We start from the raw sequence: 25,718 nt of genomic DNA, 5'->3' as shown, positions 1-25,718 counted from the left end.
CTGTGGACTCAGGCCCTGAAGTCGGCCAGCACCGCCGCGGCCGCGCGCTGACCCGAGACGAGGGCGCCCTGCACCGAAGGCGTGTCGCGGTGATCGCCGCAGACGTACCGCCCCGGACGGACCCGCACCGGGCGCCGCAGCGGGGCGCCGGGGCCGAACACCGGTAGCGCCTTCGGGATCGCGTACGTCCGCAGCAGCTCCCAGCCCCGCGTGTCGGCGTCGTAGATCCGCGCCAGCCGCTGCCGCACCCGCGGCTCCAGACCGGGCTCGGCGCGGCCGGGCACCGAAGCGGTGATCAACGCCGAGCCGGGCGGGGCGTACCCCGGCGCCACCTCGCTGAGCACCGCCGTGTTCACCAGCAGCTCGTCGAGGCCGTCGACCAGCAGCGTCGGCGACCGCAGGGGCGACACCCCGGCGCGGTAGTAGAAGGTCGTCACCGCGTGCCAGCCCGGCGCCTCGACCCCGGGCAGCAGCCGCGCGGCCGTGTCCCCGTCGGTCGCCACCACGACGGCCCGCGCGGGGATGTCCTCGCCGTCGCGCGTGCGCACGCCGTCCTCCGTGATCGCGTCGACCTCGACGCCGGTGCGGACCGGCAGCCCGGCCGCCAGCTGACGCGGCAGGGCCTGCACGCCCTCGGCCGGCACCACGCCCCCGCCGCGCAGGAGGCTGCGCCAGATCAAGTGGAACAGCCGGCCCGACGTCGCCAGGTCCCGGTCGAGGAACACGCCGGCCAGGAACGGCCGCAGCACCTCCTCGACCGTGGATCGCGTCAGACCCCAGCGGCGCAGCTCCTCGGCGGTGCTGCGCCCGCGGTCGGCGCGGTCGGCCTTCAGCACGTCCCGGGCCGCGAGCACGGCCATCCGCGCGCCGTCGGCGGGCCGGCCCGCGACGAACCCCGCGGCGCCGCGCACCGCGGGCAGGCCGTGCCACGGGCCGGCGAGCCAGCGGCGCCCGGAGCCGGTCATCGCGATCGTGCCGCGCGTGAACGGGCGCGGCCGCAACGCGCCGACGTCGGCCAGCCGCCGCAGCGCCGGGTACGCGGGCAGCAGCACCTGGAACCCGCGGTCGAGGCGGAAGCCGTCGACGACGTCGGTGCGCACCCGGCCGCCGACGTCGTCGCCCGCCTCCAGCACCGTCACCGCCACCCCGGCGCCGCACAACCGCCGCGCCGCGCTCAACCCCGCCAGCCCGCCACCCACGACGACGACGTCCATGCCGGTCTCCCTCCGTCTGCGCAGGGAGTGCCCGGTTCACCCGCCGCCAACCACCGGGCCGCCGGATCTGGCACGATCGGGCGGTGGCCAGGACGCGGCGGGGGCGAGCGCTCGCGATGGCGGCCGCCCTGCTGCTGGTGGTGGCCTCCTGCAGCGCCGGCTTCGGAGACCTCAAGCTGCGGATCGCCGCGGGCAACCCGGGCGGGGTCTACGACAAGCTCGCCCAGACCCTCGCCACGGCGTGGGCCTCGGGCCTCGACATCGAGCGGCCCGCCGTGCTGCAGACCCAGGGCTCACCCGACAACCTCGACAAGGTGCTCGCCGGGAAAGCCGACGTCGCGTTCGTCGCCGCGGACGTCGCCGCCGACCGGTACAAGCAGGACCCGCGGCTGGCCACCCTCGCCCGGATCCACGACGACTACCTGCACATCGTCGTGCGCACCGACTCCGACATCCGGACCGTCGAGCAGCTGCGAGGCCGGAAGATCGCGATCGGCTCGCCGTCCTCGGGCGTCGAGTACATCGCCACCCGGCTGCTGGAGGCGACCGGGCTCACCGGGTCGGTGACCACCAGCGCCCGCGGGCTCGACGACTCGATCAACGCGCTGCTCGGCGGCGACATCGACGCGTTCTTCTGGTCCGGCGGCCTGCCGACGCCCAGCCTGGTCAAGTACAACGACAAGCAGTCCCTGCGCCTGCTCGACATCGCCGACGTGATGCCGAAGATGCAGGAGGTCAACCAGGTCTACGGCACCGCGTCCATCCCCGCGACCACCTACAACCAGCAGGGCCCGGTGACGACGCTGCTGGTGCCGAACTTCCTCGTCGTCCCGAAGTCGATGAGCGACGACGTCGCCGAGGCGCTGGTCCGCGGCCTGTTCGACGCCCGCCAGCAGCTCGCGATGGCCAACCCGGCGGCGCTGTCGATCGACGTCCACCCGGGCATCGAGACCCAGCCGATCCCCCTGCACCCCGGCGCGCTGCGCTACTACCGCGCGAAGAAGACCTAGGCCGCCGGGAACGTCATCGCGATCCGCAGGCCGCCGCCTTCGGGCAGGTCCAGCGCCAGCTCGCCGTCGGAGTGCGCGGTCAGCTCGCTGACGATCGCCAGGCCCAGCCCCGACCCCGGCACGTTCTGGTGCGCCGGGCTGCGCCAGAACCGGTCCAGCGCGCGGTCGAGCTCTTCGGGCGGCAGCCCCGGCCCGTGGTCGCGCACCGACAGGCGGACCCGGTCGCCGTCGCGCTCGACCGCGACCCGGATCTCGGTGCCCGCCGCGGTGAACTTCAGCGCGTTGTCGAGCAGCGCGTCCAGGATCGTCTCGGCGCCACGCGGCGGCACGCGGACCCGGGCGCCGTCGCCCGCCGCGACGACGACCAGCCGCACGTCCCGGGCCTCGCCGACCACCGACCAGTCGGCGACCCGCTCGGCGACGACCTCGTCCAGCACCACCGGGTCCAGCTCCCCGCCGGACGCCTCGGCGCGGGCCATCGAGAGCAGGCCGTCCAGGATCTGGTGCAGCCGCCCGGCGTCGACGCGCGCGGCTTCGAGGTCGGCGGCGGCCGGCTCGTCGTCGACGTGGCCGTCGAGGTTCCCGAGCCGGATCTTCAACGCGGTCAGCGGGTTGCGCAGCTGGTGCGAAGCGTCCGCGACGAACGCGCGCTGCGCGGCCAGGGCGCCCGACACGCTCTCGGCCATCCGGTCGAAGGAGCGGCCGAGCTGCCGCAGCTCCGGCGGGCCGCCGCCCTCCCCCACCGGCTCGGCCTCGCGCCCGCTGACCACCGAGGCCACCAGCGCGCCGGTCGCGTCGTCGAGCCGCTTCACCGGCTTGAGGATCCACCGGACCACCGGGATCGCCACGCCCAGCGCGACCACGAAGGCGAGGATCCCGCCCGCGGCCAGCAGCAGCCACCACCACAGCACGGCGGCGCGCTCGGAATCGGTGGCGGACACGGTGAGCACCGCCCCGCGCACCTCCCCGTCGGCGAGCACCGGCTCGGCGAGCACCAGCGGCGTCGAGTCCCACGGCATCAGCACGCCGGCCGGCTGCGACCGCCGGCCGGCCAGCGCCTCGTGGACGGGGTCGCTGATCCGCTCGTCCTGGAGGTCGATCCGCGCGGCGGCCGGGCCGAGCGAGGTGACGACCGGCTTGCCGTCCTGGTCGACGACCACCACCCGGACGCCGTACACCTCGGTGTAGCGGCGCACGTCGGGCTCGATCAGGTACGGCTTGTTGTCCAGCAGCGGGCGCTGCGCCAGTGACGCGAACCGGGCGGTGTCGGTCAGCCGGTCGAGGAACAGGTCCTGCTGCGCGCCGGCGGCGATCGAGATGGCCAGCGGGATGCCCAGGCCGAACACCAGCAGCGCGACCAGCGTCAGCACGATGCCCTGCAGCCGGACGCGCACGCCGTCAGCTCCGGGCGGTCTGGCCGCCGAGCCGGTAGCCGACCCCGCGCACCGTTTCGATCAGCGCCGGGCGGCCCAGCTTCGTCCGCAGCGTCGCGACGTGGACGTCGAGCGACCGGCTCTCCGCGGGACCCCGGTGCCCCCACACCTCGGTGAGCACGTGCTCGCGCGAGCACACCGCGCCGCGCGCGCCCGCCACGAGGGCGAGCACCTGGAACTCCTTGCGGGACAACGCGATCGCGGTCCCGTCGACCAGCACCTCGTGCCGGGCCAGGTCGACGCTGACGTCCCCGACCGTGATGACGACCGGCTCGGCGACGGCGTGTTCCGGACGCCGCCGGCGCACCGCCTCGACGCGGGCGAGCAGCTCCTCGACGTCGTAGGGCTTGACCAGGTAGTCGTCGGCGCCCGCGCGCAGGCCCCGGATCCGGTCGTCGACCTCGCCGCGGGCCGACACCACGATGATCGCGACGTCGCTGATCGCCCGGATCTGGGTGCACAACGTCACGCCGTCGATGTCCGGCAGACCGAGGTCGAGGAGGATGACGTCGACCTCGTGGACGCGCTCGAGGACACCGGCGCCGGTGGCGAGCCGGGCGATCGCCAGGCCGCGGCGGGCCAGCGCCGGGATGAGCGCACCCGCGACCCGGTCGTCGTCCTCCACCAGCAGCACCCGCACCCGTCCGCCTCCCATGGTGACCTGCTCCACCGGCCGGTAGCGCCGAACTCTAGGACCTCGCGGCACCGCGCGCACGAGCCACCCGGGCAGTCACGCTGGGTGATCAGGGGGCTACGGTACCCCTGATCACCCCAAAATGGACATCGATACGCAGTTGAAACCCTAAGTATTGCTCAAGCCGCCTTGCGAGCCGGTAAAGCAACGGTAGGTTCTCGCCATCGCGGGTGACCCACGCCGCATTCGAACGACCCTGGAGGCCAGATGACCGCGGAGGTGGCGGCGCCGATGATCAAGGCGTCCGCCGTGAACAAGTACTTCGGCGACCTGCACGTGCTCAGGGAGATCACGCTCGAGGTACCTCGCGGCCAGGTCGTGGTGGTGCTGGGCCCGTCGGGGTCGGGCAAGTCGACCCTGTGCCGGGCGATCAACCGGCTCGAGCCGATCAACTCGGGCGAGATCGCCGTCGACGGCGTCCCGCTGCCCGCGGAGGGCAAGGCACTGGCGGCGTTGCGCGCCGACGTCGGCATGGTGTTCCAGTCGTTCAACCTCTTCGCGCACAAGACGATCGTCGAGAACGTCATGCTGGCGCCGACGAAGGTCCGCAAGGCCTCGAAGGACGAAGCGCGCAAGACGGCGATGGAGCTGCTGGAGCGCGTCGGCATCGCCAACCAGGCCGACAAGTACCCGGCGCAGCTTTCGGGTGGCCAGCAGCAGCGCGTCGCGATCGCGCGGGCGCTGGCGATGCGGCCCAAGGTCATGCTGTTCGACGAGCCGACCTCGGCGCTGGACCCGGAGATGGTCCAGGAGGTCCTCGACGTCATGACCGGCCTGGCCAAGGACGGCATGACGATGCTGGTCGTCACGCACGAGATGGGCTTCGCCCGCCGGGCAGCCGATCGGGTGATCTTCATGGCCGACGGCGAGATCGTCGAAGACACGACGCCCGAAGAGTTCTTCACCGCGCCGAAGAGCGAGCGCGCGAAGGACTTCCTCGGCAAGATCCTCACCCACTAGCACTTTTCCCCGGCCCCGAGGCCGGACGAGATTCGGAAGGAACCTGAGAGACGATGCGGTTGAACCGAGTTCTGCAGGTCGGCGCGGTCGTGATGGCCGCCGGGCTGGCCCTGACGGCCTGCGGCGGCGGCTCCGGCAGCGGCAGCGGCGCGAGCGGCGACAAGAACCTGGTCCAGCGGGCCAAGGACAACAAGAAGCTGGTCATCGGCATCAAGTTCGACCAGCCGGGCCTCGGCCTGAAGAAGCCGGACGGCACCTACGCCGGCTTCGACGTCGACGTCGCGAAGTACATCGCGAAGCAGCTCGGCGTCGAAGAGTCGGGGATCACCTGGAAGGAAGCGCAGTCGGCGCAGCGCGAGGACCTGATCAAGAAGGGTGAGGTCGACTTCATCGTCGCCACCTACTCGATCACCGACAAGCGCAAGAACGACGTCTCCTTCGGTGGCCCGTACTTCATCGCGCACCAGGACCTGCTCGTGCGGTCGGACAACACCGACATCACCGGTCCCGAGTCGCTGACCGGCAACAAGAAGCTCTGCTCGGTCAAGGGCTCGACCCCGGCGCAGAACGTGAAGACGAAGTACGCCAAGGACGTCCAGCTGCAGGAGGTCGGCAAGTACACCGACTGCGTGACCGCGCTCCTGAACGGCACCGTCGACGCGATGACCACCGACGACGTCATCCTCGCCGGCTACGCCGCGCAGCAGCCCGGCAAGCTGAAGCTGGTCGGCAAGGGCTTCTCCGACGAGAACTACGGCGTCGGCCTGAAGAAGGACGACGCGGACGGCAAGGCCGCCGTCAACAAGGCCATCCAGGCCATGGAGCAGGACGGTTCCTGGCAGAAGTCGCTGGAGACCAACGTCGGCCCGTCGGGCTACAAGATCCCGGCCGTGCCGGCGATCGCTCCCTGATATCCGGTTCTGAAGTCGAACGGTGCGCCGTGCAAGCGGCGCACCGTTCCCGTTCCGAGGCCAGGTTGGACAACCCGTGTTCGATTTCCTCAGCAATCCTGACTACGACCTCGTCGGCGCGTTCTGGAAGACGATCCAGCTGACGTTCTTCTCCGCGATCGGCTCGCTCATCTGGGGCACCGTCCTCGTCGGGATGCGCGTCAGCCCGGTGCCGATCATGCGCGGGTTCGCGACGGTCTACATCAACATCTTCCGGAACACCCCCTTGACCGTGATCATCGTCTTCACGTCACTGGGGCTCTCCTCGACCCTCGGCATCAACCTGGCCAACCCCGACTCGCCGACGTCGCTGGACGACAACGCGTTCCGGCTGGCGATCCTCGGGTTCATCGTCTACACGTCGACCTTCGTCTGCGAATCGCTGCGCTCCGGCATCAACACGGTGCCCGTCGGCCAAGCGGAGGCGGCACGCGCGCTCGGCCTGAGCTTCTTGCAGGTGCTGCGCATGATCGTGCTGCCCCAGGCGTTCCGCGCCGTGATCGCGCCGCTGGCGAACGTCCTGATCGCGCTGCTGAAGAACACCACGGTCGCCTCGGTGATCAGCGTGGCCGAAGCCGCCGCCCTGATGTCCACGATGGTCGAGAACGAGTCGGACTCGCTGTTCCTGGTCTTCCTCGTCTTCGCCGCGGTGTTCGTCGCGATCGTCCTGCCACTCGGCCTGCTGCTCGGCTGGGTCGCCAAGAAAGCCGAGGTCAAGCGATGAGCACGCAGTCCGTCCTCTACGACATCCCCGGCCCGAAGGCGCGCGCCCGCAACTGGCTGTACACGGTGCTGTTCGTACTGGTGCTGCTCCTGGTGGCGTGGTTCGTCTACCGCGGCTTCGACGAGAAGGGCCAGTGGGCCGGCGCGCTCTGGAAGCCGTTCGTCGAGGGCTCGACCTGGACCCAGTTCCTGCTGCCGGGCCTGCTGAACACGCTCAAGGCCGCCGCGTTGGCGATCGTGATCGCCCTGCCGATCGGCGCGCTGCTGGGCATCGGCCGGCTGTCCGCGCACAAGTGGGTGCGGATCCCGGTCGGCGCGGTGGTCGAGTTCTTCCGGGCCATCCCGGTGCTGCTGCTGATGGTGTTCGCCGCGTCGTTCTACGCGTACTACACCGGCATCGACGCGGACACCCGGCCGCTCTTCGCCGCCGTGACGGGCCTGGTGCTCTACAACGGCTCGGTGCTGGCCGAGGTGTTCCGGGCGGGCATCCTTTCGCTCCCGAAGGGACAGACCGAAGCCGCCTCGGCCCTCGGCCTGCGCAAGACCCAGCTGATGACCAACATCCTGCTGCCGCAGGCCATCACGCTCATGCTCCCGGCCCTGGTGAGCCAGCTCGTGGTCATCCTGAAGGACACGGCCCTGGCCGGTCAGCTGACCATCGGCTACGACGAGCTCATCCGGGGTTCCGGGCCGATCACCGGCAACTTCAACAACACGATCCCGACGCTGATCGTCATCGCGATCATCTTCATCGTGCTGAACCTGCTCCTGACGCGGCTCGCCTCGTACCTGGAGCGGAAGCTGTCCCGCCGGAAGAAGGCTCCTCGCGGCGCGAAGCCGCTGGACGAGGCGCCCTCGTCGATCGTGGACAAGACCGACTTCAACACCGGGCGTGCGGTCTGACCTTCGGTTCCCGAAGCGGGTGAGTGCGCGGCGGCGTGCTCACCCGCTTTTCTTTTGCCCCGATCGGGGCTCGCCGGGGGTTGTCGTACCAGGGGGTCTCCCCTAGCGTCGAGACCATGGGTGTCGCACTGGTGACCGGAAGTTCCCGAGGGCTGGGCCGGACGATCGCCCGGCGGCTGGCCCGCGACGGGTTCGCGGTGGCGGTGAACGCACTGCACGACGACCCCGACCTCAAGACCGCCGCGGAGGGGGTCCTCGCCGAGGGCGGCAAGGCCGCCGCCTTCGCCGCCGACGTGACCGACCGGCACCAGGTCGGCGAGCTGGTCGACGCCGTGACGGCGTTGCTGGGCCCGATCACCGTGCTGGTGCTCAACGCGACGGGCCCGCAGCCGGACGTCTTCCTGTCCGAAGTGGACTGGGCGGAGCACCTGGGCCACCTGGACTTCTTCGTCCGTTCCCCGGTGCTGCTCGGCCACGCGGTGCTCCCCGGCATGCGCGCCCGCGGCTACGGCCGGATCATCCACATCGACTCGGAGGTCGCCGAGCGCCCGCCACCCGGCCGTTCGGCGTACGCGACGGCCAAGGCGGCCCAGGTCGGCCTGGCCCGGGCGTGGGCCCGCGAACTGGCCCCGGACGGCATCACGGTCAACTCGGTGGCCCCGGGTTTCGTCCCGGTGGAGCGCCACGCGGACGTCCCGGAGGCCGAGCGCGAGGCCTACCTGGCGGGCGTGCCGGTGGGCCGGCTGGGCACCCCGGAGGACGTCGCCGCGGCGGTGAGCTTCTTCGCCTCGAAGGACACGGGCTTCATCACCGGCCAGCGCCTCCTGGTCGACGGCGGCCGCGCGCTCGGCTAGCCGGCCACCGTCCGCCGGTTCCGGCCCAGGTGCAGCGCCACCAGCACACCGAGGACGAGCACCAGGGCCAGCGTGAGCGCCACCCACATCGCGACGTGCAGCTGGAGCAGGCCGCCCGCGAAGGCGCCCACCAGCATCGCGGCCACGGCGACCACCTTCCGCAGCGGGTGCGAACCCGGCCCGCCGGCCGCCTTCGAGTCCGCCGCGAAGCCCGTCAGCGTCATCGTCAGGACGGTCGTCGTCAGGTCGGGCGCGCCGATCCGGCGGACCGCCGCGTTCTGCAGGCCCATCGCCACGCCCAGCACGACGATCAGCAGCTCGCTGCCCAGGCGCGTGCCGCTGCCGAGGGTCGCGGACAGCACGACCGCCACCGCGATCAACGACGCCTGGGCCGCGGTCGCCTGGCGGAGGGCGTCGTAGTCGTCCTCGCGGCGGGCCAGCCGCCCGCCGGCGAGCGCGCCCGCCAGGAACGCCAGCACCGCGGTCAGCGACGCGAGCACCGACAGCGTCGCCTCCCCCGCCGCCGCGAACCCGAGGAAGACGACGTTGCCGGTCATGTTGGCCACGAACACCCGGCCCAGCCCGAGGAAGCTGACGGCGTCGACGACCCCGGTCACGACGGTCAGCGTCAGCAGCAGGACGGCCAGGTCCCGCGGTTTCGGTTCAGCCATGCGCGCAGTCAACCACCGCGCGGGTCAGCTCGCGGTGCCCGAGCGCGTCGGTGCTGTCCACGAACTGGTCGATCGCCCCGATCGGGTGCATCGCGGACGTTCCGGCCAGCAGCGGCGTGACGAACCGGCCGGCGTCGATGACCAGGAACGGCCGGTCGAAGAACGGTCTGGCCCGCGGATCCACCCGGCCGGTGAGGCCGAGCGCGTTGTGCAGCCCGGCGACATACTCGTAGGCCGCGACGAGGTGCCGTTCGCGCTCCGGCCAGGTCGTCGCCGCGAGGGCGCCGGTGAGGTGCGGCGACAGCGCCGCGGCCGCGGGCAGCCGCGCGAACGCGCTGCCGAGCCACTTGCTGTAGGGCGGGTACCGGCGCGCCATGAGCAGGCAGAGGCGCATGAGGTCCCGCACGAGCCGCGCCGCGACGACGGCCGACCCCAGCTCGTCGCCGACTTCCCCGCACCGCCCGACGAAGGCCTCCTCCTGGCCGATCCGCTGCCACTGGCAGGCAAGGACGTACCGCCAGACGTCGTCCGGGTACCAGGCGAGGCGCTGCCTGAGCGGTTCGAACCCGAGGTCGTCGTGGAAGACGGCGCCGCCGGTGAACTCGGCGAAGACCTGGGTCGGGGTGGCGAGCCAGTCGCGCGGTTCGGGGTGCCGCGCGTCGAAGCCGAGGAAGCCGCGCGTCCAGCCGTCGAGTGTCGCGACGACCAGCTTCACCGGGTGCCCGACGAAGGTGGCCGGCACGTCCACGGCGCGGACTTCGGGCAGGAAAAGGAAGACGCGGGCGGTCCAGTCGTGGTCGGCGGAGCGGCCGGTGTCGAAGCCGAGGACTTCCGAACCGGGCCCGACCAGCGCGGCGGTGTGCGGCCCGCCGACGACGGGAGCGACCGCTTCGGCGTAGAACCGGCGGCTCAGTTCGATTCCGGGAATGAACTTCATGAACGCATTGTGGCTCAGTAATGGTGCGAAGCGCGCTTCATTATGCGAAGGTGCTTCGCAGCGCTTCGCGCGCGAAACCCGTTGTCGCACAGGCAGAACAGCAACATCCGTTCCGGTGAACCCCCGCGCGGCACGAGACATTTTGTCGGTGGTTGCCTTTAACGTGCGGGCATGACCGAAAAGAGCACGGTGCGCACCCGGGAGATGGGCGTCGAACTGAAGGCCCAGCGCGAGGCGAGACAGATGTCGCTGCGCGAGGTCGCCCGGCGCGCCCACTGGTCGGCGTCGAAGGTGTCCGGGTGGGAGAACGGCAGGCGGATCTCGCCCATCGACGCGGCGATCTACCTCGCGCACTGCGGAACCGAGGCCGCGGAACGAGAACGGCTGCTGCACCTGACCCGGCCACCGAGCGAGCTGTACTGGGTGCGGCCGTACTTCGACCCGCTCGTCGACCCGATGAAGTCCCTCATCGTCCAGGAAAACCTGGCGACGGCGGTGATCTCGAACAGCCCGATGGCCCTGCCCGGCATGCTCCAGACCGAAGACTACGTGCGCACGATCTACGAACTGTCCGGGCGCTACACCACGGACCGGCTGAAGCTGCTCGTCCAGGCGAGGATCGATCGGCAGCAGCTGCTGCAACGCCGGAACCCACCGCAGTGCCTCTACTTCGTCTACGAGCACACGTTGCGATCGATCCTGCGCGACCCGGCGCTGATGCACGAGCAGCTGCAGTACCTGGTGCTGGCCGCGAACCTCCCGCACTGCACCATCCGGGTCGTGCCCGCGTCCGCGCCGCCGTTCCACCTCATCGGCAGCCGGTTCACGATCCTCGAGTTCGCCGAGCACCCACCGGTGGCCTACGAAGAGACCTTCGCCACCGGGTTGTTCATCGACGAACGCGTGGCTGTCGAAGCCTTCTACGTCCTCCGCACCCGGCTGGAGCAAGCCGCTCTGTCCGAACGGGAGTCCCGGGAGTTCCTGGTCCGGCTGGCCGAGGAGTTCGATCTCATGGCGAACTGAGTCCGCCGACCCGTTCCCCGTCGTGCCAGACGGCGCGGATGCGGCCCGGCAGGTCCGTCACGTCCAGGTGCGTGCCGTCGAGCAGCACCAGGTCCGCGCGCAAGCCCGGCTCGACGCGGCCACGGTCGTCGTCGAGCCGGAGCAAGCGGGCGGCCTCGGACGTGGCTGCCTTCAAAGCCGCCGCGTCGCCGAGGACCGCGGCCAGCAAGCGCAGCTCGGTCGTCAAGTCGACATGGGGACGCGGGGCGAGGTCGGACCCCGCGGCGATCCGGACGCCCGCCTCCACCGCGAGGCGCAGTGAACGCCGGTGCGTGCCGGCGAACTCGGTGTCGCTCATCGGCGACAGCGTCGGCACGTACCAGGCGTCCGTCAGGGCCGCGACGGCGTCGTCGTCGAGGAACGTGCCGTGCTCGATGCTGCGCACCCCGGCACGGGCCGCCGACACCACCGCCGCCGACGTGTGCGCGTGGGCCAGGACGTCGCGGCCGCAGCGGGCGGCCTCGTCGGCCACGGCGGCGAGCTCGTCGTCGGTCGGTCGGACGTCCACGCCCGCACGGACCGCCCGCATCGACCCGCTCGCGCCGACCTTGATCCAGTCGGCGCCCGCGCGCACCATCCGGCGGACGGCGGCGCGAGCGGCGTCCGGCCCGTCGAACAGCGGATCCGGCAGCGACGGGTCACCGTAGTTGTCGACGGCGCCCGCGGCCGGGTCCCAGACGTCGCCGAGCCCGCCGGTCGGCCCCAGCTGACGCAGGCTGACGAGCAGGTCCGGGCCGGTGATCCAGCCTTCCCGCAGGGCGTGCCGGAAGCCGGCGTCGGCGCCCCAGGCGTCCCGCACGGTGGTGATCCCCCGCGTCAGCAACCGGCGCAGCACCGGCACGGCTTCGAGGATGCGGGCACTGCGCGGCAGGGACTCGGGCCGCCGGAACGCGACGTGCACGTGGCAGTCGATGAGGCCGGGGATCAGCAGCCCGCCGGAACAGTCGACCCGGTCCTCGCCGTCGAGGCCCGGCCCAACGTCGGCGATCCGCGGGCCGTCCAGCCGGACGTCCGCGCGCGTCGTCTCGCCGGTCTCGGGGTCGAACACGCACGCCCCGGCGAGCAGCGTCACGCGAGTTCCTTGCGATAGACGAGGAAATCGCACGGCGTGGCCAGCGACGGCGCGAGGTGCGGGTAGTCCTCGGCGAGGTCAGCGCGGTGCGTCACGCGGTAGCCGAGCCGGTCGTACCACTCGGCGAGGAACTGTTTCGCCGGATGCGTCCACTCGCGCGGCACGAGCAGTTCCAGCTGCATCTCGCGACAGCCCGCGTCCCGGCTCGCCTGCTCGGCGAACCGCACGAGGTCCCGCCCGATGCCGAGCCCGCGCCGCGCGGGGTCGGCGGCGAGCATGCCGAACTCGCCGGTCGCCTCATCGAGCCGCTGGACGCGCACGGAACCGGCGAAGTCACCCTCGACCCGCGCCACGGCAATCTCCCCGGCGCGCACGAACCCGGCCACTTCATCGACGGACGTCCGGTCGGTACTCCCCTGCCACAGCCCCTTTTCGGACTCGGCGTAGACGTGGTTGACCAGCGCGGTGACCCGGCTGACGAGGGGCAGGTCGTCGGCCGCGGACGGCGGCAGCAACTCGATCTCCATGGCCCCACCCTGTCACGCGAGTGCGGCGATCTCCGCCGCATACCCGGCCAGCTCCGGCTCGGCCCGTGAGCACGCCGAGGCGAGCCGGGCGATGTCCGCGGCCCACTCACCGGTGGCCCGCTCGGCCGAGCCGATCCGCTCGAAGCCCCGGTCGAGCAGGCCGCGAGCGTCGTCGGACCGCCCACGAGCGACGGCCTTCACCGCGCCGAGCGCGTTGGCCAGGGCACTGGCCGGACGCGACCACTCCCCCTCGGCCACCGGCTGGACCGCCGACAGCAGCGGCGCGACGTCGAGGCAGTCCGGGAACGCGGCCGCGGGCACCAGCCACTCGACATCGATATCGCTGTAGGCGTCCGCCGTTCCGCGGGCGAGCGAGCCCCGTAACGACGCTCGCGAACCGGCGACCGCCGCCTCGAGGGCGGCCGGCACGCGGTTCGCGAGCGTCGAACGGAAGAGCGTCACTTGTCCCGGCGGAAGAGCTTGTTGCCCAGCCACACGATGGGGTCGTACTTGCGGTCCGCGACGCGCTCCTTCATCGGGATCAGCGCGTTGTCGGTGATGTGGATGCCTTCCGGGCAGACCTCGCTGCAGCACTTGGTGATGTTGCAGTAGCCGAGGCCGTGCTCCTCCTGGGCCGCGTCACGGCGATCCGCGACGTCGAGCGGGTGCATCTCCAGCTCGGCGATGCGCATCAGGTACCGCGGCCCGGCGAAGGACTCCTTGTTCTCCTCGTGGTCGCGCACGACGTGGCAGGTGTTCTGGCACAGGAAGCACTCGATGCACTTCCGGAACTCCTGCGACCGCTCGACGTCCACCTGCTGCATCCGGTAGTCGCCGGGCTTCAGGTCCGCGGGCGGGGTGAACGACGGGATCTCGCGCGCCTTCGTGTAGTTGAAGGACACGTCGGTGACGAGGTCGCGGATCACCGGGAACGTCCGCATCGGCGTCACCGTGATCACCTCTTCCTCGGTGAACGTCGACATCCGCGTCATGCACAGCAGGCGCGGCTTGCCGTTGATCTCCGCCGAACACGAGCCGCACTTGCCCGCCTTGCAGTTCCACCGCACGGCGAGGTCCGACGCCTGAGTCGCCTGCAGGCGGTGGATGATGTCGAGGACGACCTCGCCCTCGTTCACCTCCACCGTGAAGTCCTGCAGTGCGCCGCCGGTGTCGTCGCCGCGCCAGACGCGGAAGCTCGCCTTGTAACTCATGCCTTGCTCCCGGGGTGCGCTTCGAGCTCGGGGTCGGTGTAGTACTTCCCGAGCTCGCCGAACTCGAACAGCTCCAGCAGGTCCTGCCGCAGCGGCACCTGCTCCTTGACCACGACGCCGATGTCCGGGACGACGGGGTTGTCCCCTTCCGAGGCCGAACACACCAGCAGCTTGTGCCGCCACTCGGCGTCCATGCCCGGGAAGTCGTCCCGCGTGTGCCCGCCCCGGCTCTCGGTCCGCGTCAACGAGGCCTTCGCGACGCACTCGCTGACCATCAGCATGTTGCGCAGGTCGATCGCGAGGTGCCAGCCGGGGTTGAACTGCCGGTGCCCTTCCACCGTGACGCGCAGGATCCGCTGCCGCAGCTCGCCCAGCTTCTCCAGCGCCTGCTCGATCTCGCCGGCCTTGCGGATGATGCCGACCAGGTCGTTCATCGACTGCTGCAGCTCGGTGTGCAGGGTGTACGGGTTCTCCGCCGACGCGCCCTCCGGCGGGTCGAACGGCGCGAGCGCCATCTTCGCCGCGGCGTCCACATCGGACTGCGCGGCCGCGGGCCGCTCGGCCAGGCCGTCGACGTACTCGGCGGCGCCGAGCCCGGCGCGGCGGCCGAACACCAGCAGGTCCGACAGCGAGTTGCCGCCGAGCCGGTTGGACCCGTGCATGCCGCCCGAGCACTCGCCGGCCGCGAACAGGCCCGGCACGCTCGCCGCGGCCGTGTCCGGGTCGACCTCGATGCCACCCATGACGTAGTGGCAGGTCGGGCCGACCTCCATCGGCTCCGCCGTGATGTCGACGTCCGCCAGCTCCTTGAACTGGTGGTACATCGACGGCAGCCGCTTCTTGATCTCCTCGGTCGGCAGCCGGCTGGCGATGTCGAGGAACACACCGCCGTGCGGGGAACCGCGCCCCTCCTTGACCTCGGAGTTGATCGCGCGGGCCACCTCGTCGCGGGGCAGCAGGTCCGGCGTCCGCCGGTTGTTCTCCTGATCGGAGTACCAGCGGTCGGCTTCCTCTTCGCTTTCCGCGTACTGGCCCTTGAACACCTCGGGCACGTACTCGAACATGAACCGCTTGCCATCGGAGTTCTTGAGCACGCCGCCGTCACCGCGCACGCCCTCGGTGACGAGGATGCCCTTGACGCTCGGCGGCCAGACCATCCCGGTCGGGTGGAACTGGACGAACTCCATGTTGATCAGCTTCGCGCCCGCCCGCAGGGCCAGCGCATGCCCGTCGCCGGTGTACTCCCACGAGTTCGACGTCACCTTGAACGACTTGCCGATGCCGCCGGTCGCGAGCACGACCGCCGGCGCGTCGAAGAGGATGAACCGGCCGCTCTCGCGCCAGTAGCCGAACGCGCCGGCGATGGCGCCGTCGGCGGTGAGCAGCTCGGTGACCGTGCACTCGGCGAAGACCTTGATCTTCGCCTCGTAGTCCCCGGTCTCGGCGAAGTCCTCCTGCTGCAGCGAAACGATCTTCTGCTGCATCGTGCGGATGAGCTCGAGACCGGTGCGGTCACCGACGTGCGCCAGCCGCGGGTAGGTGTGCCCGCCGAAGTTGCGCTGGCTGATCCGGCCGTCGGCGGTGCGGTCGAACAGCGCGCCGTAGGTCTCCAGCTCCCAGACGCGGTCGGGCGCCTCCCTGGCGTGCAGCTCGGCCATCCGCCAGTTGTTGAGGAACTTCCCGCCGCGCATGGTGTCGCGGAAGTGGACCTGCCAGTTGTCGTTCGAGTTCGCGTTGCCCATCGACGCCGCGCACCCGCCCTCGGCCATCACCGTGTGCGCCTTGCCGAACAGGGACTTGCACACGACGGCCACGCGGAAACCGCGCTCGCGAGCTTCGATCACGGCGCGCAGACCGGCACCACCGGCACCGATCACCACCACGTCGTAGCTGTGGCGTTCGACCTCGGTCATAAAGAAATTCCACCTCGGAACTGGGGACGTCGTTGTCGGGTGCGGAGACTAGTTCACGAACCTCAGGTCCGAAATCGCGCCGCTGGCGACGAGCATGACGTAGAAGTCGGTCAGCACCAGCGTGCCGAGCGTCGTCCAGGCCAGCGCCATGTGGCGGGTGTTGAGTTTCGAGACCTTCGTCCAGATCCAGTAGCGCACCGGATGCTTGGAGAAGTGCTTCAGCCTGCCGCCGGTCACGTGCCGGCACGAGTGGCAGGAAAGCGTGTACGCCCACAGCAGGATCACGTTGGCGAGCAGGACGACGTTGCCCAGCCCGAACCCGAAACCACCGGTCTTCCCGTGGAACGCCGTGATCGCGTCGTAGGTGTTGATGAGCGAAACGACCAGGGCGACGTAGAAGAAGTAGCGGTGGACGTTCTGGATGATGAGCGGCAGCCGCGTCTCGCCGGTGTACTTCGCGTGCGGTTCCGCGACCGCGCAGGCGGGCGGGGAGAACCAGACGGCCCGGTAGTAGGCCTTGCGGTAGTAGTAGCACGTCAGGCGGAACCCGAGCAGGAACGGCAGCACGACGAACCCGAGCGGGATGAACCCGGGCAGGTCGCCGAACCAGTGTCCGAAGTGGCTCGAGCCCTCGACGCAGGACGTGGACAGGCAGGGTGAGTAGAACGGCGTCAGGTAGTGGTAGTCGGGCACCCAGTACGCGGTGCGCACGAAAGACCGGACCGTCGCGTAGATGATGAACGCGGACAGCCCGAGCACGGTCAGCAGCGGCTGGAGCCACCACCGGTCCGTGCGAAGGGTGCGCTCGGCGATCCGGGCCCGCTTGGGGGCCCGGACACCGGTGCCGACGCCGTTGTCAGCGGGAGCGCTCACCGCTGGTCGCGCTTGTAGCCGCCGACGCCTTCGTCATCGGCGCCGTGCCAGAGCGCCGGATCGTAGGGGGTGTCGGGTACTTGGACGCGCTCCGCGGCCTTCGCCTGGGCCGGCACCGCGAGGGGCGTGCCGTCGAGGTCCGCGGTGTCGATGTCGAGGCGCTCCACGTCGTTGGCGAGCCGGCGGACCGCCGAAGCGTCGCCGTAACGAGAGCGCAGTGCGCCGACGCACTGCCTGAGCTGGCCGATGGTTCGCCGCAGCTCGGCGATCTCGGAGGTGGACATCATTCCTCCCGGGTGTGGTGGGGCCGGCGGAAGCCGGGCGGACGATCATTCGCCCCACGGCTTTACCGTGCGTCGTGCAGTGTGACAACTAGCACACTAACGGTTCTGGGGGTGATCGGGGTCACGCGGGTCGATCTTCTGAATCGATTTTGATTCGGCGTTTTCCCGAGGTACTGTGGCCAGTGTCACGACCCAGAGGCGTCAGCGCTGCCGTCCCGCGGACCACCACACACCAGTGATCCGGAGCCGGACATGAGCCCCACCGCCACCACGCCGCTGCACCGAGTCGTCGCCGACGTCACCGAGCGCATCGCCGAGCGCAGTGCCGCGACGCGCACCGCGTACCTCGGCCGCATGGCCGCCGCCCACGAAGAAGGCCCGGTCCGCCGCGGCCTCGCGTGCAGCAACCTCGCCCACGGTTTCGCCGCCATGGACGGCGCCGACAAGGAGGCGCTGCGGGCCGCGCGCGCTCCCGGCGTCGCGATCGTTTCCTCCTACAACGACCTGCTTTCGGCGCACCAGCCGATGCAGGAGTACCCGGCCTGGCTGAAGAAGTCGGTGCGCTCCGCCGGGGGTGTCGCCCAGTTCGCCGGCGGCGTCCCGGCCATGTGCGACGGCATCACCCAGGGCCGCGCGGGCATGGAGCTGTCCCTGTTCAGCCGCGAGGTCATCGCGATGTCGACGGCGATCGCGCTGTCCCACGACATGTTCGACGCGTCGCTGCTGCTGGGCGTCTGCGACAAGATCGTGCCCGGCCTGCTGATCGGCGCGCTGTCCTTCGGGCACCTGCCGGCGATTCTGGTGCCCGCCGGGCCGATGAACTCCGGGCTGCCGAACAAGGAGAAAGCGCGCGTCCGCCAGCTGTACGCCGAGGGTCTCGCGACTCGCGAAGACCTCCTGGACGCCGAAGCGGCGTCGTACCACTCGGCCGGCACCTGCACCTTCTACGGCACGGCCAACTCCAACCAGATGGTCGTCGAGGTGATGGGCCTGCAGCTGCCCGGCGCCAGCTTCGTCCAGCCCGGGTCGTCCTTGCGGCGCGCGCTGACCGAAGAGGCCGGGCGGCGGGCCGTCGCGATCTCGCGCGGCGAGGAGTACGCGCCGGTCTCGCGGATCCTCGACGAGAAGGCGTTCGTCAACGGCGTCGTCGCTCTGCTCGCCACCGGCGGCTCGACCAACCACACGATGCACCTCGTCGCGATCGCCGCGGCCGCGGGCATCCAGCTGACCTGGGACGACTTCTCCGACCTCTCGGCCGTCGTGCCGCTGCTGGCGCGGGTCTACCCGAACGGCAGCGCCGACATCAACCACTTCCACGCCGCCGGCGGCATCCAGTTCCTGGTCGGCACGCTGCTCGACGCCGGCCTGCTGCACGAGGACGTCCACACCGTGGCCGGCTTCGGGCTGCACCGCTACCGGGCCGAGCCGATCCTGTCCGACGGCGAGCTGGTCTGGCGCGACGTGCCGACCCGCAGCCTCGACGAGGAGGTGCTGCGCCCGGCGTGGCGCCCGTTCGCCGCGGACGGCGGGCTGCGGATGGTCGAGGGCAACCTCGGCCGCGCGGTGGTCAAGGTGTCCGCGGTGGCGCCCGAGCACCGGGTCGTCCAGGCGCCGGCGCGGGTGTTCACGACGCAGGAGGAGTTCACCGCCGCGTTCGAGGCGGGCGAGCTGGACCGCGACGTCGTCGTGGTGATCCGGCAGCAGGGCCCGCGGGCCAACGGCATGCCGGAGCTGCACGGGCTCACCCCGGCGCTGGGCGTGCTGATGGACCGCGGGCACGCCGTGGCGCTGCTCACCGACGGCCGGATGTCGGGCGCGTCGGGCAAGATCCCGGCCGCCATCCAGGTGACGCCGGAAGCCGCGGCGGGCGGCCCGCTCGCCCGCGTCGCGGACGGCGACGTCATCCGGCTCGACGCGGCCACGGGCAGCCTCGATGTGCTGGTCGGTGACGAAGAACTCGCCCTCCGTGAACTTGTGGACTCGCCGCCGTCCGAAGCATCCTGGACCGGCACCGGCCGAGAGCTGTTCGCCGCGTTGCGCCGTGCCGTCGGCCCCGCCGACCAGGGCGCTTCAGTCTTCGGCGGCTTGACTCCGGAGCACTTCGGAACGCCCGCTTTCGCAACCCAGGAGGTCGGTCAGTGACCACCGGTCAGGACCTGCTCGAGCTGTCCCCCGTGATGCCCGTCGTGGTGATCGACGACGCCGCCGACGCCGTGCCCACGGCCCGGGCCCTGCTCGCCGGCGGGATCGGGGTCATCGAGCTGACCCTGCGCACCCCGGCGGCGCTGTCGGCGATCGAGCGCGTCGCGGCCGAGGTGCCGGACATCGTCATCGGCGCCGGCACGGTCACTTCGCCGGACCAGGCGAAGCAGGCGGCCGACGCGGGCGCGAAGTTCCTCGTGACGCCCGGCTGCACCGACGCGGTCGTCGACGCGTGCTTCGACACCGGGCTGCCGTTCCTGCCCGGCGCGAGCACCGTGTCCGAGGCGATGAAGCTGGCCGAACGCGGGCTGACGGCGTTGAAGTTCTTCCCGGCGGAGGCGTCCGGCGGGGTCGCGTACCTGAAGTCGATCGCGGGCCCGTTGCCCGGCTTGAAGTTCTGCCCGACGGGCGGGATCACCGTGGCGTCGGCGCCTTCGTACCTGGCGCTGCCGAACGTCGGCTGCATCGGCGGCTCGTGGCTGACGGCCTCGCTCGACGTCGCGACGATCGAGAAGCTGGCCGCGGAAGCCGCGAAGCTGTAGCCGAGATCACCCCGTGGAATTACGGACCCGAACGGCGGAATCGGCGTCCGGATTCCGGGAGCACCGTTCCCACGCGGTGGAACGGTGCTCCTAACGGGTGTGGCGGCGGTCATGCGTTCGCCCGTTTGTGCCAGTGATCGGTCCATTTGCCTGACGGTCCGTGATTCACCCCCTGTTATCGTTCCTCCTCGCTGTTTCGAGCGAGGAGAACCGGTGTCCCTGACCAGCGTGGTCGCCCCCAGCCCTGCCCCCCGGAATGTCGCCGCACTCATCGGCGAACGGCTTTCCCTGTCCGCCCTCCACCAGCTGGGCGGCACCCTCGGCGGCTATTCCTTCGTCAAGGTCGTGGTGGACCGCGAAAACGCGGTCATCCACTTCCTGAACGACGCCCGCCATTCCTTTCACGCGATCTATATCGGGGAAGAGATCCTCGGTGTCCCCGAAGAACGGGTGCGCGCCGAGATCGACTCCTACAACCAGGACTTCTACCACGGGCCGGACCGCCGGTTCCTGCTCGGCATCCTGGCCCGGCACCCGCAGATGCTCTCGCTGGAGACGGTCGAGGTCGACACCATGCCGGCCGAGCTGATCCGCGAGTTCCACGCCTTCGTCGCGCGGTACGTCGACCCGGCGCTGCCGCTGCTGTTCAAGCCGGCCAACCAGCTGCAGGAGCGGATCGTCCGGGAGATCCCGCCGGGCGAGCTGCCCCGCGTGTTCGCGCACGAGCTGTTCTCGACGGCGCCGTTCGTCGCGCTGAACCCCGGCACGGCCACCGGCCGGCTGCGCGCGTTCCGCACCGAGGCCGAGTACCGCGCCGCCACGCTGGACTGGTCGGACATCATCGTGATGGACCGCGTGCCCGACGACATCCCGCGACTGTCGGGCATCGTCAACGCCCGGCACACGACACCGTTGTCGCACACCAATGTGCTGGCCACCGGCTGGCAGATCCCGAACGCTGTCCAGCTCGGCGCGCTGGCCGACATCGAGCGCCGCGGGCTCGACGGCAAGTGGGTCGAGTACACGGTGGATACCCAGGCGCTCACGCTGCGGGAGATCGACGAGCCGGCTTCGGCGGCGCCGCCGAGCTGGTACGCCCAGCGCGTCACGCTGGAGGAACCGGAGTCCGAGCGCAGCCCGATCGTGAACCTGGCGCGGCTGCGCGCGGCCGACCGGTACCGCTACGGCACCAAGGCGGCCAACCTCGGCGAGCTGCACCACGTGCTGGCGCACGGGTCGCAACGCCTGCTCGGCTTCTACCAGGTACCGCGGCCGCCGCGGGAGAACCTGCTGCCGTACCTGGCCCGGCTGCTGGACGTCCCCGCCGACGCTGACCTTCATGCTGCCGCACGCCGGCTGCTCGACGACCACGTCCGCGTACCTCGCGGCATCGCGCTGCCGTTCTCGCTGCAGCGGCGGTTCCTGGAGTCCTCGCCACGGATCCAGCAGGCCATCGGCAAGCTGAAGATGGCCCTGGAGCTGGACGCGCGGGAGATCGAGCCGCTGTGCGTCGAGCTGCAGAGCCTGATCCGCTCGGCCCGGATGCCGGGTGCGCTGGCCGGGGAGATCGACTCCGCGCTGGTGTCGCAGCTGGCCGGCGTGCAGACCTTCGTCGTGCGCAGCTCGTCGAACGCCGAAGACCTGGCCGGGTTCTCGGCGGCCGGGATCTACGAGTCGCTCAACCACGTCACCACGGCCGAGCGGATCTTCGCCAGTGTCAAGGAAGTCTGGGCGTCGCTGGTGTCGGTGCGCAGCGTCCGGCTGCGGCGGCAGGCCGGGATCTCGCTCGACGAGTGCTACATGGGCGTGGTGATCCAGGAGCAGGTCGCGGCGGACTTCGGCGGTGTGCTGGTGACGACGAACCCGATGAACCGCGCGGACTTCCGCACGGTGTACGTCAACGTGTCGCCTCACGTGACCGACGTCGTCGACGGCTCCGCGTTGCCCATGCAGTACCTGTACTCGACGGTCGAGGGCGGCGGCCGCACGGTGTCGCTCGGCGACGCGGCGGCGGACCTCGACGAAGCCGCCCATGCGCAGCTGCAGCGGCTCGCGATCGCCGGCCGCCTGCTGCAGGGGCACTTCTCGCCCGACTACACGTTCGGCTCACCGGTGGACGTCGAGTGGCTCGCCGACGGCGACCACCTCCACCTCGTGCAGCTGCGTCCGTATTCTGTTTGAGTTTCCGGGAGACACGACCATGCTGGGCCTTCGCCTGCCCGCGAACCCCGCCGTCCGCCGCACCGTGCGGCTGACCTACGGGTTCCAGTTCTTCTTCGGCCTGCTGCTGTGGGTGCCGATCTTCTACCAGTACCAGAAGCTCGTCGGCCTGTCCGACGGCGAGATCTTCGGCATCCAGAGCATCTACTACATCGTGTTCTGCCTGCTGGAGATCCCGACGGGGATGATCGCCGACCGGTTCGACTACCGCACGTCGCTGGCGGCCGGCGCCGGCGTGCTCGTGGCCGCGAACCTGGTGCCGGTGTTCCTCGGCTCGTACACCGGGTTCCTGCTGCACTTCATCCTGATCGCGCTCGCGCGGTCGCTGGTGTCCGGCGCCCAGAGCGCGTACCTGTACGAATACCTCCACGCTTCCGGCGCAGGGGAACACTACCTGCGGGTCGAAGGTGTCGGCCGCGCGTTCAGCCTGGTGGGCAAGATCGTGTACTGGCCGGTGATCGGCCTGCTGATGACGTGGAACCTCCCGTCCCCGTACTGGCTGACGGCGATCAACGCGGCGGTGGCGCTGGTGTTCGCGCTGAAGCTCCCGGCCATCCCGGGCGGCCGGCTCGTCAAGGACAAGACGGCCTCGCTGCTCGCCGGAGTCGGTGGCGCGCTGTCGGCGCTGCGCTCGTCACGGTGGCTGATGCTGCTGATGGTGCAGGGCATCGCGATGTTCACGCTGGTCAGGATCTGTCAGGTGAACTTGTTCCAGCCGATCCTGGAGTCGAAGTCGCTGTCGGTGAACTGGTACGGCGCGGTCCTGGCCGCGATGACGGTCTTCGAGGCCCTGGGCGCGGCCCGCCCGCACCGCCTCCGCCGCGCGATCGGCCCGGTGGGATCGGTGTTCACGTTGACGATCGTGATGGCGTTGTGTCTTGGAGTGGTCGTGTTCGTGGGCTCCTTCGCGACGGTGCTCGTGTTGTGCGTTTTCGCGGTGGCGACAGGGATTTCGTTCCCGGTGCAGAAGCAGCTGCTGAACGATTCGATCCCGGACTCCCGCTACCGCGCGACGCTCCTGTCGATGGAGTCCATTGTGGACCGCGCGGTGTGCGCCGTGGTGGCGGTGGCCCTGGGCGCGTACCTGGCGGCCGGGCAGCTGAACGAGTTCCTGGTGCTGTCGGCGGTGGTCACGTGCGTGGTGATGGGGTTGCTCGCAGTGCTGTTGCTGATGGTCCGCAAGCACCGCTCGGACCGCCGTCAGCCGGTCGAACGAGAGACAGTGTCAGCCTGACGCGGCGCCGGCGCTCGAGCCCCGGCGCCCACCGCCGACGATCCGGCGGTGGTGCACCGTCAAGCTTCGCCTGCGATGCCCGCCCTCGGGCGGGCGGGCGTCAGTCGATGTAGGCGTCGTCGAGGAGGGTGGACTCCGCGCCGTACTCGCGGAGTTCCTCCTTGATCACCGTGTACGCCAGCCCCTGCGGGTAGCCCTTGCGGGCCAGGAAGCCGAGCAGCCGCCGCAACGCCGTCTGCTCGTCGACGTTGCCCAGGGAGCCGAGGCGCTTGCGGACCAGTTCCCTGGCCATCTGCTCCTCGGACTCACGATCGACCTCACCGGCCGCCTGCGCCGCGACTTCGTCGTCAACGCCCTTGCGCCGTAGTTCGGCGAGCAGCGCGGTGCGGGACAGCCCCTGGGTCTCGTGCCGCGACTTCACCCACAGCTCGGCGAACTCCGCGTCGTTCACCAGCCCTGCCCGGTCGAGCTTGCCGAGCAGGGTCTCGCTGGTCTCCTCGTCGAACCCCTTGCGGTGCAAGGCTTGCCGGAGCTCCTCCTGAGTACGCGCACGCACGGCCAGGAGGTCGTAACAGATCTCCTTGGCCTTCTTGTACCGCTCCTCGGGAGGCAGCTCGGCCGGCGGAATCTTCGGCGCCCTCGCCACCTGAACTACTCCTCTTTGTTCATCCGCACCTCACCGTGGATCGCACCGCGGTGAGGACCCCGAACTCGATCGATCAGAAGTCGACCGGCGCCGGCACGGCTTCGACGGCCTCGGCGTCGACCTGCGCGCCGATGCCCAGCTTCTCCTTGATGCGCTTCTCGATCTCGTTGGCGATGTCCGGGTTGTCGCGCAGGAACTTCCGCGCGTTCTCCTTGCCCTGGCCGAGCTGGTCGCCTTCGTAGGTGTACCAGGCGCCGGACTTGCGCAGGATCGCCTGGTCGACACCCATGTCGATCAGCGAACCCTCGCGGGAGACGCCGTGGCCGTACAGGATGTCGAACTCGGCCTGCTTGAAGGGCGGGGCCATCTTGTTCTTCACGACCTTGACGCGGGTGCGGTTGCCGACCGGCTCGCCGCCGTCCTTGAGCGTCTCGATGCGGCGCACGTCGAGGCGGATCGACGCGTAGAACTTCAGTGCCTTGCCACCGGTCGTCGTCTCCGGGGAGCCGAACATGACGCCGATCTTCTCGCGCAGCTGGTTGATGAAGATCGCGGTGGTGCCGGAGTTATTCATCGCACCGGTCATCTTGCGCAGCGCCTGGCTCATCAGGCGGGCCTGGAGGCCGACGTGCGAGTCACCCATCTCGCCCTCGATCTCGGCGCGCGGCACGAGCGCGGCCACGGAGTCGATGACCAGGATGTCGAGCGCGCCGGAGCGGATCAGCATGTCCGCGATCTCGAGTGCCTGCTCACCGGTGTCCGGCTGGGACACGAGCAGCGCGTCGGTGTCGACGCCGAGCTTCTTGGCGTACTCCGGGTCCAGCGCGTGCTCCGCGTCGATGAACGCCGCGATGCCGCCGTTCTTCTGCGCGTTCGCCACCGCGTGCAGGGCGACCGTGGTCTTACCGGAGGACTCCGGGCCATAGATCTCGACGACCCGGCCCCGGGGCAGCCCGCCGATGCCGAGCGCGACGTCCAAGGCGATCGCGCCGGTCGGGATCACGGAGACGGGCGCGCGGCCGTCCTGGCCGAGCCGCATGACCGAGCCCTTGCCGTACTGCTTGTCGATCTGCGCGAGCGCGAGCTCGAGCGCCTTGTCCTTGTCGGGTGCTGCAGGCATGGAAGTCCACCTCGCTGGTCGAAGCCCCCGTCTCGAGGGCGCTGTGTCAGTTCTTCAGCTGTCCGGTCCGACGCTAGCGGCGGGGACCGACAATTCCAGGCGCGGCGCCCGATCTGTGGATCGCTGGACCCGATGTGGACAACACCTTAGACGAACACCTGTTCGAGGTCGGCAGCGACACACCCTTGCGCTAGGATTTTCGCCCGCCCGGGTCAGGACCCGTGCGGATCCGCCCAGGTCAGCGCCGCTCGCGCGGCACGTCGAAGGCGTCGCAGACCTCGCGCCAGACGTCTTTGGCCGGAATTCCGGCGGTCAGCGCCTGGTCGACCGTGCGGCCGCCGAGTGCGCTGAGCACGTGGTCCCTGGCCAGCACCTGGGCTCGCCCGGGGCCGAACTCCTCGGCCATCAGCCGCCGGAAAACCGTGATCCGCATCGGACCCACTCTATCCGGACGGCGCGAACG

General features: G+C 70.5%; 26 protein-coding genes. 11 read left to right on the top strand and 15 right to left on the bottom strand.

The window, feature by feature from the left end:
- Nucleotides 1-8 precede the first annotated feature (8 nt).
- Nucleotides 9-1,214: an NAD(P)/FAD-dependent oxidoreductase gene (locus QQ657_RS06210; RefSeq protein ID WP_284741087.1), complete on the bottom strand. Its 1,206-nt coding sequence runs from the start codon at nucleotides 1,212-1,214 to the stop codon at nucleotides 9-11.
- A gap of 83 nt (nucleotides 1,215-1,297) precedes the next feature.
- Here QQ657_RS06210 and QQ657_RS06205 point away from each other — a divergent pair, with 83 nt between their 5' ends.
- Nucleotides 1,298-2,224, top strand: a complete 927-nt coding sequence (locus tag QQ657_RS06205; protein WP_284741086.1) for a TAXI family TRAP transporter solute-binding subunit — start codon at nucleotides 1,298-1,300, stop codon at nucleotides 2,222-2,224.
- Here the strand turns inward: QQ657_RS06205 and QQ657_RS06200 are convergent.
- The gene (locus QQ657_RS06200) at nucleotides 2,221-3,618 is read right to left on the bottom strand and encodes a sensor histidine kinase (RefSeq protein WP_284741085.1); all 1,398 of its coding nucleotides are present in this window, start codon (nucleotides 3,616-3,618) and stop codon (nucleotides 2,221-2,223) included. The two genes, QQ657_RS06205 and QQ657_RS06200, sit on opposite strands and share 4 nt — an antisense overlap.
- Nucleotides 3,619-3,622: 4 nt before the next feature.
- Nucleotides 3,623-4,297 (bottom strand): response regulator transcription factor, encoded by a 675-nt coding sequence (locus QQ657_RS06195; protein WP_284741288.1) that lies wholly within the window; start codon nucleotides 4,295-4,297, stop codon nucleotides 3,623-3,625.
- Nucleotides 4,298-4,582: 285 nt separating this feature from the next.
- Between QQ657_RS06195 and QQ657_RS06190 the strand changes: the two genes are divergently transcribed.
- The 5 genes from QQ657_RS06190 to QQ657_RS06170 all read left to right on the top strand — a co-directional run bounded on the left by QQ657_RS06190 (nucleotide 4,583) and on the right by QQ657_RS06170 (nucleotide 8,741).
- A complete protein-coding gene (locus QQ657_RS06190) occupies nucleotides 4,583-5,311 on the top strand; it encodes an amino acid ABC transporter ATP-binding protein (RefSeq protein WP_284741287.1) in 729 nt (242 codons plus the stop codon).
- Between the two features lie 53 nt (nucleotides 5,312-5,364).
- The gene (locus QQ657_RS06185) at nucleotides 5,365-6,222 is read left to right on the top strand and encodes a glutamate ABC transporter substrate-binding protein (RefSeq protein WP_284741084.1); all 858 of its coding nucleotides are present in this window, start codon (nucleotides 5,365-5,367) and stop codon (nucleotides 6,220-6,222) included.
- Between the two features lie 76 nt (nucleotides 6,223-6,298).
- Nucleotides 6,299-6,985, top strand: coding sequence for an amino acid ABC transporter permease (locus QQ657_RS06180; protein ID WP_284741083.1), 687 nt, complete (start codon nucleotides 6,299-6,301; stop codon nucleotides 6,983-6,985).
- Nucleotides 6,982-7,887, top strand: a complete 906-nt coding sequence (locus QQ657_RS06175; RefSeq protein ID WP_284741082.1) for an amino acid ABC transporter permease — start codon at nucleotides 6,982-6,984, stop codon at nucleotides 7,885-7,887. The genes QQ657_RS06180 and QQ657_RS06175 overlap by 4 nt, the downstream gene beginning before the upstream one ends.
- 116 nt (nucleotides 7,888-8,003) lie before the next feature.
- The gene (locus tag QQ657_RS06170) at nucleotides 8,004-8,741 is read left to right on the top strand and encodes an SDR family NAD(P)-dependent oxidoreductase (RefSeq protein WP_284741081.1); all 738 of its coding nucleotides are present in this window, start codon (nucleotides 8,004-8,006) and stop codon (nucleotides 8,739-8,741) included.
- Here the strand turns inward: QQ657_RS06170 and QQ657_RS06165 are convergent.
- Both QQ657_RS06165 and QQ657_RS06160 read right to left on the bottom strand, forming a co-directional pair.
- On the bottom strand, nucleotides 8,738-9,412 hold the full coding sequence (locus QQ657_RS06165; RefSeq protein WP_284741080.1) for a YoaK family protein: 675 nt from the start codon (nucleotides 9,410-9,412) through the stop codon (nucleotides 8,738-8,740). The two genes, QQ657_RS06170 and QQ657_RS06165, sit on opposite strands and share 4 nt — an antisense overlap.
- Nucleotides 9,405-10,349 carry a DUF4037 domain-containing protein gene (locus QQ657_RS06160; protein ID WP_284741079.1) on the bottom strand — a complete coding sequence of 315 codons (945 nt, stop codon included), beginning with the start codon at nucleotides 10,347-10,349 and terminating at the stop codon, nucleotides 9,405-9,407. Before QQ657_RS06160 ends, QQ657_RS06165 begins: the two co-directional genes overlap by 8 nt.
- A gap of 171 nt (nucleotides 10,350-10,520) precedes the next feature.
- On the opposite strand from QQ657_RS06160, the gene QQ657_RS06155 reads away from it, so the two are divergent.
- A complete protein-coding gene (locus QQ657_RS06155) occupies nucleotides 10,521-11,372 on the top strand; it encodes a helix-turn-helix domain-containing protein (RefSeq protein ID WP_284741078.1) in 852 nt (283 codons plus the stop codon).
- Here the strand turns inward: QQ657_RS06155 and QQ657_RS06150 are convergent.
- Genes QQ657_RS06150 through QQ657_RS06120 form a run of 7 tightly spaced genes read right to left on the bottom strand, consistent with a single transcriptional unit; the run spans nucleotide 11,359 to nucleotide 17,291 of the window.
- Entirely contained in the window at nucleotides 11,359-12,483 is a 1,125-nt protein-coding gene (locus QQ657_RS06150) for an amidohydrolase family protein (RefSeq protein WP_284741077.1), read from the bottom strand. The two genes, QQ657_RS06155 and QQ657_RS06150, sit on opposite strands and share 14 nt — an antisense overlap.
- A complete protein-coding gene (locus QQ657_RS06145; protein WP_284741076.1) occupies nucleotides 12,480-13,010 on the bottom strand; it encodes a GNAT family N-acetyltransferase in 531 nt (176 codons plus the stop codon). Before QQ657_RS06145 ends, QQ657_RS06150 begins: the two co-directional genes overlap by 4 nt.
- Before the next feature lie 12 nt (nucleotides 13,011-13,022).
- Nucleotides 13,023-13,472 (bottom strand): hypothetical protein, encoded by a 450-nt coding sequence (locus tag QQ657_RS06140; protein ID WP_284741075.1) that lies wholly within the window; start codon nucleotides 13,470-13,472, stop codon nucleotides 13,023-13,025.
- Nucleotides 13,469-14,221: a succinate dehydrogenase/fumarate reductase iron-sulfur subunit gene (locus tag QQ657_RS06135; protein WP_284741074.1), complete on the bottom strand. Its 753-nt coding sequence runs from the start codon at nucleotides 14,219-14,221 to the stop codon at nucleotides 13,469-13,471. Before QQ657_RS06135 ends, QQ657_RS06140 begins: the two co-directional genes overlap by 4 nt.
- A complete protein-coding gene (locus QQ657_RS06130; RefSeq protein WP_284741073.1) occupies nucleotides 14,218-16,134 on the bottom strand; it encodes a fumarate reductase/succinate dehydrogenase flavoprotein subunit in 1,917 nt (638 codons plus the stop codon). Before QQ657_RS06130 ends, QQ657_RS06135 begins: the two co-directional genes overlap by 4 nt.
- Nucleotides 16,135-16,182: 48 nt before the next feature.
- Complete coding sequence (sdhC, locus tag QQ657_RS06125; protein ID WP_284741072.1) at nucleotides 16,183-17,007, bottom strand: succinate dehydrogenase subunit SdhC; 825 nt, start codon at nucleotides 17,005-17,007, stop codon at nucleotides 16,183-16,185.
- A complete protein-coding gene (locus QQ657_RS06120; RefSeq protein WP_284741071.1) occupies nucleotides 17,004-17,291 on the bottom strand; it encodes an Rv0250c family protein in 288 nt (95 codons plus the stop codon). The genes sdhC and QQ657_RS06120 overlap by 4 nt, the downstream gene beginning before the upstream one ends.
- Before the next feature lie 252 nt (nucleotides 17,292-17,543).
- Here QQ657_RS06120 and edd point away from each other — a divergent pair, with 252 nt between their 5' ends.
- The 4 genes from edd (at nucleotide 17,544) to QQ657_RS06100 (ending at nucleotide 23,489) form a co-directional block, all read left to right on the top strand.
- A complete protein-coding gene (edd, locus tag QQ657_RS06115; RefSeq protein ID WP_284741070.1) occupies nucleotides 17,544-19,433 on the top strand; it encodes a phosphogluconate dehydratase in 1,890 nt (629 codons plus the stop codon).
- The gene (eda, locus tag QQ657_RS06110; protein WP_284741069.1) at nucleotides 19,430-20,035 is read left to right on the top strand and encodes a bifunctional 4-hydroxy-2-oxoglutarate aldolase/2-dehydro-3-deoxy-phosphogluconate aldolase; all 606 of its coding nucleotides are present in this window, start codon (nucleotides 19,430-19,432) and stop codon (nucleotides 20,033-20,035) included. Before edd ends, eda begins: the two co-directional genes overlap by 4 nt.
- Before the next feature lie 213 nt (nucleotides 20,036-20,248).
- Entirely contained in the window at nucleotides 20,249-22,216 is a 1,968-nt protein-coding gene (locus tag QQ657_RS06105) for a PEP/pyruvate-binding domain-containing protein (RefSeq protein ID WP_284741068.1), read from the top strand.
- Nucleotides 22,217-22,235: 19 nt separating this feature from the next.
- The gene (locus tag QQ657_RS06100; protein ID WP_284741067.1) at nucleotides 22,236-23,489 is read left to right on the top strand and encodes an MFS transporter; all 1,254 of its coding nucleotides are present in this window, start codon (nucleotides 22,236-22,238) and stop codon (nucleotides 23,487-23,489) included.
- Between the two features lie 100 nt (nucleotides 23,490-23,589).
- Here QQ657_RS06100 and QQ657_RS06095 read toward each other — a convergent pair whose 3' ends face one another.
- The 3 genes from QQ657_RS06095 to QQ657_RS06085 all read right to left on the bottom strand — a co-directional run bounded on the left by QQ657_RS06095 (nucleotide 23,590) and on the right by QQ657_RS06085 (nucleotide 25,688).
- On the bottom strand, nucleotides 23,590-24,117 hold the full coding sequence (locus QQ657_RS06095) for a regulatory protein RecX (RefSeq protein WP_284741286.1): 528 nt from the start codon (nucleotides 24,115-24,117) through the stop codon (nucleotides 23,590-23,592).
- A 91-nt stretch (nucleotides 24,118-24,208) separates the two neighbouring features.
- Entirely contained in the window at nucleotides 24,209-25,255 is a 1,047-nt protein-coding gene (gene recA / locus QQ657_RS06090; protein ID WP_284741066.1) for a recombinase RecA, read from the bottom strand.
- A 238-nt stretch (nucleotides 25,256-25,493) separates the two neighbouring features.
- Nucleotides 25,494-25,688, bottom strand: coding sequence for a DUF3046 domain-containing protein (locus QQ657_RS06085; RefSeq protein ID WP_284741065.1), 195 nt, complete (start codon nucleotides 25,686-25,688; stop codon nucleotides 25,494-25,496).
- Between the last annotated feature and the right edge of the window lie 30 nt (nucleotides 25,689-25,718).

Origin of the sequence: Amycolatopsis ponsaeliensis (assembly GCF_030182635.1) — a bacterium.
Classification (GTDB): domain Bacteria; phylum Actinomycetota; class Actinomycetes; order Mycobacteriales; family Pseudonocardiaceae; genus Amycolatopsis; species Amycolatopsis ponsaeliensis.
The sequence above is the reverse complement of the archived record's forward strand: the minus strand, read 5'-3'. Positions and strand labels throughout refer to the sequence as shown.